The sequence below is a fragment of the Curtobacterium sp. MCBD17_019 genome, assembly GCF_003234555.1.
Taxonomy (GTDB): Bacteria; Actinomycetota; Actinomycetes; order Actinomycetales; family Microbacteriaceae; genus Curtobacterium.
This window is the reverse complement of sequence record NZ_QKTT01000017.1, coordinates 47,689-57,260: the sequence shown is the minus strand read 5'-3', so window position 1 is coordinate 57,260 and position 9,572 is coordinate 47,689. Positions and strand designations below refer to the sequence as shown.

Sequence of the window (9,572 nt, the reverse complement as noted above, 5' to 3'; positions counted from 1 at the left end):
GACCCCGACCCCGACTCCGACGCCGACCCCCGACCCGCTCGCCGGCCTGACGCTCGAGCAACGCGTCGGGCAGCTGTTCATGGTGGGCACCCCGGCGACCGCGGCGGGTGCCCAGGCGCTCGAGGCGGTGCGGACGCACCACGTCGGCAACGTGTTCCTCTCCGGCCGCTCGACGTCCGGCACGGCCGCGACCGCCGCCGTCGTCCGGCAGGTCACCGGTCTGGTGTCTGACGACACCACCGCGGGACTGCCGATGTTGGTCGCCACGGACCAGGAGGGCGGGCAGGTGCAGGTGCTCCGTGGGCCGGGGTTCTCGGACATCCCGGACGGTCTCGCCCAGGGCGCGATGCCGCCGGCCGCGCTGCACGACGACGCGGTGACGTGGGGGCGGCAGCTCGCGGCTGCGGGGGTGGACCTCGACCTCGGGCCGGTGGTGGACCTCCTGCCCTCGGCGGCGACCGCGGCGGCGAACCCGCCGATCGGGCGGTACCGCCGCGAACTCGGCTTCGACCCGGGCACGATCACGGGCGCGGCCGACGCGTTCCGCGGGGGTCTCCAAGCCGCAGGGGTGCAGAGCGTCGTCAAGCACTTCCCGGGCCTCGGGAACGTGACGGGCAACACGGACTACACGAGTGGTGTCACCGACAGCGTGACGACCGCCGACAGCCCGTCCGTGCAGGTGTTCCGCGCCGAGGTCCATGACGGTGCCCGGTTCGTCATGACCTCGACCGCGTACTACTCACGCATTGATCCCTCGATGCCGGCCGCGTTCTCGCCGACGGTGGTCCAGGGCCTGCTGCGCGGCCAGCTCGGGTTCGACGGCGTCGTGGTCACGGACGACCTCTCGACCGCCGCGCAGGTGCAGCAGTGGACCCCGGCGCAGCGGGCGGTCCTGGCGATCCAGGCGGGGTCGGACATCGTGCTCGCCTCCGCCGACCCGAGCGTGGTCGACCCGATGGTCGACGCGGTCGTCGCGAAGGCCCGGACCGACGCGTCCTTCCGGCAGCAGGTCGACGCGGCCGCGCGGCGCGTCGTCCAGGCCAAGCAGCAGTCGCTCGGCTGACGTCGCGTGCGCTCGCGGCGCGCGATCGTGCGGTCGGCGGGCCAGTCGGGCCTGCGATCTGGTTGCATGAGACGCTTCCTCGACGGCCGGAACCGGAGACCCATGTCCCTCCCTGAACACCACGTGCGACGACCGTGGACCCCGGCGGTGGTCGGCCTGGCCGTCGCCGTCCTCCTGATGGCCGCGGCAGTGTTGATCCCGAGACTGACCGGCTGGCGCGTGCACGTCATCGCGTTCCCTCCCCTGCACGCGCACTGGGACCCGCGGGTCGGGCCGGGGACACTGCCGGCGGTGGCGCTGGCGGTGCTCGGGGTGGTGTTCGCACACCGGGTGGCCGCTCGGGCGCGCTGGGCGGTGCTCGTGCCCGGCGCGTATGCGGTCACGCTGGCGTGGTTCGCGGCGCTCGCACTGGTCGACGGCTCCCACGGCATCGGTCACGTCCTCGACACCCCGTACGAGTACATGGACACGGCGCGGGCCGTGGCTGGGCATCCGTTCGCCCAGACCCTCCACGGGTTCATCCCACGCATCGTGGGCGGCCCGGGCAAGTGGCCGGTCCACATCGCCGGGCACCCGCCCGGGGCGTTGCTCTTCTACGTGGTCCTCGTCCGGCTCGGGTTCACGACCGGCCTGGCGGCGGGCTGGATGACCTTGCTCGTCGCGGCGACGACGCCGGTCGCGGTGCTGCTCACCCTGCGTACCCTCGGCGCCGATTCCGCCGCCCGCCGTGTCGCCCCGTTCCTCGTCCTCGGTCCCGCAGCGGTCTGGTCGGCCGTCTCCGCCGACGCGGTGTTCGCTGCGTGCGGCGCCTGGGCGGCCTGTCTGCTGGCCCGGTCGGCGACGAGCCGGCGCGGCGGGGCCGCCGCCGCGTGGGGTGTCGCAGCGGGACTGCTGTTCGGGTACAGCGTCATGCTCTCCTACGGGCTGCCCTTGCTCGGCGTCCTGGCGGTGGGGGTGCTCGTCGCGGCACGTTCGTGGCGACCACTCGTGTGGGGGCTGCTCGGTGCCGTCGCGGTCGTCGGGGCGTTCGCGCTGTGGGGGTTCGCCTGGTGGGAGGCGTACCCGGTCCTCCGCGAGCGGTACTACAACGGCGTGGCACACAAGCGTCCGTTCGGGTACTGGGTCTGGGGTGACCTGGCCGCGTTCGCCTTCAGCGCGGGACCGGTGATCGGGCCTGCCGTCGCACAGACGCTCGTGCGAGCGCGCGCGGTGCTGCGCGGTCACGGCTGGATCGGTGCGTACCGGCGGCTCCCTCGGGCGGCCGTCGTCCCGGTGGTCCTGGCACTCGCCGGCGCCGCCATGGTGTTCCTCGCCGACGTGTCGGGGATGAGCAAGGCCGAGGTGGAGCGCATCTGGCTGCCCTTCGCGCCGTGGGTGCTCGTCGGGACGGCGTTGCTCTCACCCCGCTGGCGATGGGCTGGCCTGGTCGTCCAGGTCCTGACCGCCCTCCTCGTGCAGCACACGCTCGACACGGGATGGTGAGACGACGCTCCAGACCACGCGATGCGGCCTGCGAGGGGTAGCATCGACCTGTCCGCGGCGTTCCCCCCAACTCCGCGGATCCGCCCCGGCGGGCTTCCCCCGAGTCCGCCGGGGCATTTCCACGTCCCAGCCGGGTCGACCTCCGGCGCCGGTCAGTACTCGACCGCGTGGAACCCGCCGTCGGCGTGGATGATCGACCCGGTCGTGGCCGGCAGCCAGTCGGAGAGCAGCGCGACGACCGTCCTGGCCACGGGGGTCGCGTCGGTGCGGTCCCAGGCGAGCGGCGCACGGTCCTCCCAGAGCCCGTTCACCTGGTCGATGCCCTCGATCGCCCGCATGGTGAACGAGTCGACGGGGCCGGCGGCGACGAGGTTGGTACGGATGCCGCGCGGACCGAGGTGCAGCGCGAGGTACCGGTTCACGGACTCGTACGCCGCCTTGGCGACGCCGGCCCAGCCGTAGACGGGCCAGGCACGGGAGGCGTCGAGCGTGCACCCGACGACGCTCGCGCCCGCGCCGAGCAGCGGGTCCGCGCCGCGGACGAGCGATTGCAGCGAGTACGCGGAGACCCGGAACGAGTGGGCGACGTCGTCCCACTCCGCATCGCTGAACCCGTCGCCGACCACGGACGGCAGGCTCGCCGAGATGCAGTGCACGACGCCGTCGAGTCGGTCGGTGTGCTCGCGGAGCCGGCCGGCCAGGAGGCCCACGTCGGCCGGTTCCTCGGCGTCGAACTCCACGACGGGCGCGGTCGTCGGCAGCCGTCGTGCGACGGCCTCGGTGATGCGACGGCGCCGCCCGAACCCGCTGAGGATCACGGTGGCGCCCTGCTCCTGCGCGATCGCGGCGCTGCGGAACGCGATCGAGGACTCGGTGAACACGCCCGAGACGAGCACGGTCTTGCCGGCGAGGAGGCTCACGAGCGTGCCTCGAACGACAGCAGCAGGTACCGGCTCGCCGCCGCGGTGCGGTCCACCCGCGCCGCACGGACGCGGAACCGGGCGGGGGAGCCGTCGTCGCGGACGAGTCGCACGTCGTGCGTGGCTGCGTCGTGGTCGACGCTCCGACGCGCGGCGGCGACGAACTCCTCGAAGGCGGGACGGTCCTCCGCGAGCGCGAGCGAGGCGATGTCGCCCTCGAACGGCTCGTGGAGCCCGAGCCGCCCCCAGCTCGGCGACGTCATGAACGTCGACGACTGGAGGCAGTCGACGGCGGCGTACGCGACGTCACCCGCGAGCGCGAAGTAGGCGCGGGCGAACTCCGACGCGTCGACGATGTCGAGACCGGTCGTGCGGTACGTGCTCGGCTTCGGGACCTCCCGCGTGAACCCGTAGGCGTAGAGCACGCCCGGCCGCTCGGGCAGGACGGTCGACGTGCCGACGAGAGCCAACTGCTTGCGGCCGGGGTTCGGCGTGTCCGGGCGGGTGACGGCACCGAAGGTGAGGAGCTGGTGCACCCCGTTCGCGGCCGCGAGCCCGGCGTCCACCGTCGTCTTCACGCGAGCACGCTCCTCGTACGGCAGGAGTCGCGTCAACCAGTCGCCGACCGGCCCTCGGCTCGACTGGACCTCGTCCGGCGTGAACTCGTGCAACCGGTACAGGTCGGCGCCCCACTGCGACGACGTCGACCCGACGTTGTTGCCGGACGTGTCCACCGTCCACTGCCACGCACCGATGAGTGGCGGCTCCGGCACCGGTTCGGCGGCCGGGACGAACACGCCGTAGGCGCCCGTCACGTGCGACCGGTCCGGCGTGATCACGGGCCGGGCGTCGACCTGGTACGCATCGCCCCCCAGGTGCACGATGCGTCGCAGGGCCGCGCCCGACCCGATCACCTCGGACAGTGCGGGGAGCAGCACCTCGCGCGCGCGGCGGTCCAGGTTCCGCCGAGGGCTGACCCCGGCGTGCTCCTGGTCACCGACCGCGAGCAGGGTCGTGACGGCACCGAAGTGATCGACGACGACCCACCGGCCGACGGGATCGACCTCGGTGTTCGCCATCCTGTGCCTCCGCGCTCGGGATCCCGGGGCGGGCACGGCAGGGCCGGACCGAGCGCGTCCGCGCCCCAGAACGTCCAGCCTGAGCCGCTGTCCAGCGGCCATGCTCACGAGGCATCCGCCCCGCACGAACAGGACCGTAGCAGATAATCGACCCGTGCAGACCGACGTCGAACCGCTGTCCGTGATCGTGTTCGGGGCATCGCGGGGCATCGGCGCCGCGACGGCCAGGGCGTTCCTCGAGGCCGGCCATCGCGTCGTCGGCACGCACCGTGGTTCGGGCGTCCCGTCCGGTGTCGTCGGGGTCGAGGCCGACATGCGCGACGAGGGATCCGTGGCGGACGCGGTGCGCACGGCGGTGGAGCACGGACGGCTCGACGTCGCGGTGGTCAACGCCGCCGTCGCACCGCAGGAGCTCCTGGTGCGGATGACCGCGGCGTCGATCCGCGAGGTGCTCGAGGTGAACCTGGTCGGGGCGATGCTCGCGACGAAACACGTGGCGAAGGCGATGAACCGGCAGCGGTCGGGCTCGATCGTGCTCGTGTCGTCCGAGAGCGCGCGCGTCGGCATCCCGGGCAGCAGCCACTACACGGCGTCGAAGGCCGCGCTCGAGGGTTTCATGCGGTCGGTCATGTGGGAGTACGGCCCGCGCGGCATCCGGATCAACGCCGTCGCACCGGGTCCGACCGAGACCGACATGCTCGCCCCGATGACGGACGAGCACCGTCGGGCCCTCCTCGAGCGGATCCCGCTGGGGCGGGTGGGGCGTCCCGACGAGATCGCGGACGTCATCCGGTGGGTGGCGCAGAGCACGTTCCTCAACGGAGCGGTCGTGCCCGTGACCGGCGGCGAGGGCTTCGGGGTCTGACCCCGCCCCCGACCACCGGGTGCGTCAGTCCGCCTGCTGGTGGGAAGCGCGATCCGGGTGGTCGTGCGAGGTCTGTCGCCGACCCTGCATCAGCTCCTTCGTCCGGAGCAGCCGGAGTGCCGTGACCAACACCAGGCCGCCGAGCAGGTTGAACAGCAGCGTGTACCCGAACCACCCCAGCCACTGTCCGTAGGTGATGTCGACACCGCTCTGGATCGCGCCGAACACCAGCAGCGAGTCGAGGATCGAGTGGAACAGCTGGAGGCCCGCGAGCAGGAACCCGCCGGCCACGGCGGCGACGAGCTTGGCGGGATCGGAGTCCGTGCCCTGCTGCATCCGGGTCATCAGGGTGATGGTGCTGCCGCCGAGCACGGCCAGCACGACGCTCTGCAGGTCGAACGGGGCGTCGATGTAGTGGTGCGCGGCCTCGCTGAGCGTGGGGTGCCACTGGGGGAACGCCTGGACGACGAGCCACATGAACACCCACCCGCCGACGAGGTTCGCGACGAGGGTGCCGCCCCACAGCTTGAGGAGTTGCAGCAGGCTCCCCTCGCGCGCGACGACGGCCGCGACGGGCATGAGGAAGTTCTCGGTGAACAGCTCGCTGTGCGCGAGGTGCAGGGCGATGAACCCGATGCCGAACGCGAGTCCCGCGAGCAGGTGGCTCCCGGTCTCGGTGAGGACCGCGAGGTAGGCCATCACGCCGAGGCCGACCTCGAGACCACCGAAGAACCCGGTGATGAGCACCGCCCGCACGGTCCGCTGCAGCCGTTCCGCGCCCTCCTCGATCGTCGCCTCGAAGGACTCGAGGAGTTCGTCCTCGACGGGCGCGTCGGTGGAGCCGAGTTCGCGGCGTCGATCGTCGGTCATGCTCCGGAGGGTAGGCGGCCTCCCTGGTCGGACGGGACGGACCCCGGCGGCCACCGTTGAGCGGCCCGCTTGACACCGGATTTTGAGCGCTATAAATTGGCGCGCACGCCGCAATCAAGGGAGATGTCGCGTGTCCCGTCCTGTCTCAGTGAGCCGCCGGTCCTTCCTCGTCGGCTCCACCGCACTCGCTGCGCTCGGTCTCGCCGGCTGTGCCGCGCCCGGTGCCGGCGGCGGCACCACGCACCTCCGGTTCTACGAGCAGAAGCAAGAGGTCATCGCCTACTTCGACACGCTGCTCCGCCAGTTCGAGCGGGAGCGGCCGGGCATCTCGGTGGTGCACGACTCCACCAACGTGATCGCCCCGCAGTTCGTGCGCGGTGCCCCGGCGGACGTCGGCTGTTTCAACGACAACCTCGAGCTCGCCCGGTACATCAAGCGCGGCGTGCTCAGCGACATGTCCGACCTGCCCTCGGCCCGGACCGTCCGCACCGACATCCGCTCCCTGACGGACCAGTACGCGACGTACCCGGGCCGGACGAGCGTGCTACCCTACTCCCTCGCGGCGGCCGGCGTCATCTACAACAAGAAGATCTTCGCCGACCACCACCTGCCGGTGCCCGAGACGTGGTCGCAGTTCGTCGACGTCTGCAAGGAGCTCAAGCAGGCCGGGATCACCCCGATCTACGCGACCGACAAGGACACGTGGACCTTGTGGCAGGGCCTGTTCGACTACTCGGTCGGCAGCCTCGTCGACACGGGGCGGTTCTTCCGGCGGATGAAGGAACTCGGCACGGACGTCGGACCCGACTCCGAGGTCTCGTTCGAGAAGACCCTGGCGGTCCCGATGGAACGCGCCAAGACGATCTCGACGTTCTTCAACCCCGACCACGCCGTCCGCTCGTACGCCGACGGCAACCTGGCGTTCGGCAAGGGCCAGGTGGGGATGTACCTGCAGGGGCCGTGGGCCCTCGGGCAGATCGCGCTCGTCGACAAGCGCCTGTCGGTCGGGACGTTCCCGCTGCCCGTCTCGGAGGACCCGGCGGATCGCAAGGCCCGGGTGAACATCGACCTCGGCCTCTACATCCCGACCGCGACGGCACACCGCGAGGAAGCTCGCGAACTCGTCGAGTTCCTCATGCGTCCGTCGGTCATCGACGCCTACAACCAGGACAACCTGGCGTACTCGACACGGAAGGGCGCGCCCGCGCAGCAGGACGAGCGGGTGGCGGGCCTCCAGCCGTTCGTCGACCGGGCCGCGTTCTACCAGGGCGCGGGGACGTTCATGCCGAACTCGATCCCGCTCGGCAACTACCTGCAGTCCGCCACGCGGAGCGGGAACTTCGACGGCATGCTCCGCCAGCTCGACGCGGACTGGCGGCGCCTCGCCGGACGGGACGCACTCGTATGACCCCCATGACGATGTCCGACCTCGACGAGGAGCGATCGTGACCCTGCAAGCACCCCTGTCGGACCGAACCGCCGATGAACTGCCGCCGAGACCGTCGACCCGGCCCGCTCGGCGGCGGCGCGTCGACCCGATCTACGCCCTGTTCCTGTTCCCGGCGCTCGCGCTGTTCACCGCGTTCGTCGTGGTGCCCGCCGTGATCGGCATCTTCTACAGCTTCACGAACTACGTCGGGTACGGCCGGTGGTCCTTCCTGGGGCTGCGGAACTACACGACGCTGTTCACGGATCCGAACATCATCGCCTCGTACGGCTTCACGCTCGGGTTCGCGGCGGTCACCGTCGTCGTCGCGCAGGTGATCGCCCTGGCGCTGGCCGTGGCGCTGTCGCGGCGGATCCGGTTCGCGGCGCCGCTGCGGAGCGTGTTCGTCATCCCGATGGTGATCTCCGGGATCGTCGTCGCGTACGTGTTCAACTACCTGTTCTCGAACTCGCTGCCGGCCCTCGCCACCGCGGTCGGGTTCCACCCGCTCGAGCAGAGCATCCTCGGCAACCCGGACCTCGCGTGGCTCGCCATCGTGATCGTGTCCGCCTGGCAGACGATCCCCGGAGCCCTGCTCGTGTACACCGCCGGCCTCACGGCGATCTCGGACGACCTGTACGAGGCGAGCGCGCTCGACGGCGCCAGCTCCTGGAAGCAGTTCCGCTCCATCACGCTGCCGCTCATCGCCGGGTTCATCGTCATCAACACGGTGCTCGGCGTGAAGGGCTACCTCGGCGCCTACGACGTCATCGTCGGTCTGACGAACGGTGGCCCGGGCACCGCCACCAGCAGCGTCGCCATGACGATCTTCGGCGGCTTCACGGGCGGCGACTACGCGTACCAGATGGCCAACGCCACGGTGTTCTTCATCGTCACCGTCGTGATCTCCGTCGCCCAGCTCCTCGTCACCCGCGGAAGGACCATCCGACTGTGACCTCTGTCGACCTCCACCACGACCACGTGGCCGGCTCCAGCGCCGGCCGCCCCACCACCACGCGTCGGCGTCGTCGGCTCGGTCGCACGAACTGGCCGCTGACCGTCCTGCTCATCCTGGCGTCGCTGACGGTGCTCGCCCCGCTGTGGGTCACGCTGTCGATGGCGTTCAAGACGAGTGCGCAGTCGGTGGACGGGAACGCGTTCTCGTTCCCGGCGCCGTTCAACCCCGCGAGCTTCGTGCAGGCGTGGCGGCTCACGCACTTCCCGGTGTCGTTCGGCCTGTCGCTCGGCGTCGCCGCGATCACGGTCGTCCTGACGCTGTTCCTCAGCTCGCTCGCCGCGTTCGCGATCGCCCGCAACTGGGACAAGCGGATCTACCGCTGGTCGTTGTACTACCTGCTCGCCGCGCTGTTCCTGCCGTTCCCGGTGGTCGCCCTGCCGCAGATCCAGCTCACGGCACTGACCGGTCTCGACAACCCCGTCGGCGTCGGCATCCTGCACGCGATGTTCCAACTGTCGTTCAGCGTGCTGCTCTACTCGGCGTACCTCCGCTCGCTGCCGATCGAGCTCGAGGAGAGCGCCCGCATCGACGGCGCGACGACGTGGCAGATCTTCTGGCGCATCGTGCTGCCGCTGCTCGGTCCGATGAACGCCACGGTCGGCATCTTCGCGTTCCTGGCGTCGTGGAACGACTTCATGATGCCGTCGCTCATCACCGCGGACCCGAGCCTGCAGACCCTGCCGGTCGTGCAGAACATCTTCCAGAGCCAGTTCGGCACGAACTACAACGTCGCGTTCGCGTCGTACCTCATGGCCATGGCGCCGACGATCGTCGTGTACCTGTTCGCCCAGCGCTGGGTGATCAGCGGCGTGACGCAGGGCGCCGTCAAGCACTGACCGACGGTCGCCG

9 protein-coding genes are annotated in these 9,572 nt (G+C 71.1%); 6 read left to right on the top strand and 3 right to left on the bottom strand.

The features are described from left to right. A partial coding sequence (locus DEI82_RS14185; protein WP_111037350.1) for a glycoside hydrolase family 3 N-terminal domain-containing protein occupies nucleotides 1–1,063 on the top strand: 1,063 nt, incomplete at its 5' end. A gap of 102 nt (nucleotides 1,064–1,165) precedes the next feature. Beyond that, complete coding sequence (locus DEI82_RS16280) at nucleotides 1,166–2,545, top strand: hypothetical protein (RefSeq protein ID WP_181435225.1); 1,380 nt, start codon at nucleotides 1,166–1,168, stop codon at nucleotides 2,543–2,545. 152 nt (nucleotides 2,546–2,697) lie between these two features. On the opposite strand, the gene fabI is transcribed toward DEI82_RS16280, so the two are convergent. Then, the gene (gene fabI, locus DEI82_RS14175; RefSeq protein WP_111037349.1) at nucleotides 2,698–3,465 is read right to left on the bottom strand and encodes an enoyl-ACP reductase FabI; all 768 of its coding nucleotides are present in this window, start codon (nucleotides 3,463–3,465) and stop codon (nucleotides 2,698–2,700) included. Further along, nucleotides 3,462–4,544, bottom strand: coding sequence for a hypothetical protein (locus DEI82_RS14170; protein ID WP_111037348.1), 1,083 nt, complete (start codon nucleotides 4,542–4,544; stop codon nucleotides 3,462–3,464). Before DEI82_RS14170 ends, fabI begins: the two co-directional genes overlap by 4 nt. A gap of 154 nt (nucleotides 4,545–4,698) precedes the next feature. Here DEI82_RS14170 and DEI82_RS14165 point away from each other — a divergent pair, with 154 nt between their 5' ends. Next, nucleotides 4,699–5,409 (top strand): SDR family NAD(P)-dependent oxidoreductase, encoded by a 711-nt coding sequence (locus DEI82_RS14165; protein WP_181435224.1) that lies wholly within the window; start codon nucleotides 4,699–4,701, stop codon nucleotides 5,407–5,409. 24 nt (nucleotides 5,410–5,433) lie between these two features. On the opposite strand, the gene DEI82_RS14160 is transcribed toward DEI82_RS14165, so the two are convergent. Continuing rightward, the gene (locus DEI82_RS14160) at nucleotides 5,434–6,279 is read right to left on the bottom strand and encodes a formate/nitrite transporter family protein (RefSeq protein ID WP_111010955.1); all 846 of its coding nucleotides are present in this window, start codon (nucleotides 6,277–6,279) and stop codon (nucleotides 5,434–5,436) included. Nucleotides 6,280–6,427: 148 nt separating this feature from the next. On the opposite strand from DEI82_RS14160, the gene DEI82_RS14155 reads away from it, so the two are divergent. From DEI82_RS14155 to DEI82_RS14145, 3 genes are read left to right on the top strand one after another with little or no spacing between them, the layout of a single operon-like run. Next, nucleotides 6,428–7,687: an ABC transporter substrate-binding protein gene (locus DEI82_RS14155; RefSeq protein WP_111037346.1), complete on the top strand. Its 1,260-nt coding sequence runs from the start codon at nucleotides 6,428–6,430 to the stop codon at nucleotides 7,685–7,687. 37 nt (nucleotides 7,688–7,724) lie between these two features. Next, complete coding sequence (locus tag DEI82_RS14150; protein ID WP_375334635.1) at nucleotides 7,725–8,660, top strand: carbohydrate ABC transporter permease; 936 nt, start codon at nucleotides 7,725–7,727, stop codon at nucleotides 8,658–8,660. Between the two features lie 26 nt (nucleotides 8,661–8,686). Beyond that, nucleotides 8,687–9,559, top strand: a complete 873-nt coding sequence (locus DEI82_RS14145; protein ID WP_111011000.1) for a carbohydrate ABC transporter permease — start codon at nucleotides 8,687–8,689, stop codon at nucleotides 9,557–9,559. The last annotated feature ends 13 nt before the right edge of the window (nucleotides 9,560–9,572 follow it).

What these genes read in the sequence shown, in the direction of transcription:
- DEI82_RS16280 (WP_181435225.1), top strand. Translation starts at nt 1,166, where the DNA reads ATGTCCCTCCCTGAACACCACGTGCGACGACCGTGGACCCCGGCGGTG.
- DEI82_RS14170 (WP_111037348.1), bottom strand. Translation starts at nt 4,544, where the DNA reads ATGGCGAACACCGAGGTCGATCCCGTCGGCCGGTGGGTCGTCGTCGAT.
- DEI82_RS14160 (WP_111010955.1), bottom strand. Translation starts at nt 6,279, where the DNA reads ATGACCGACGATCGACGCCGCGAACTCGGCTCCACCGACGCGCCCGTC.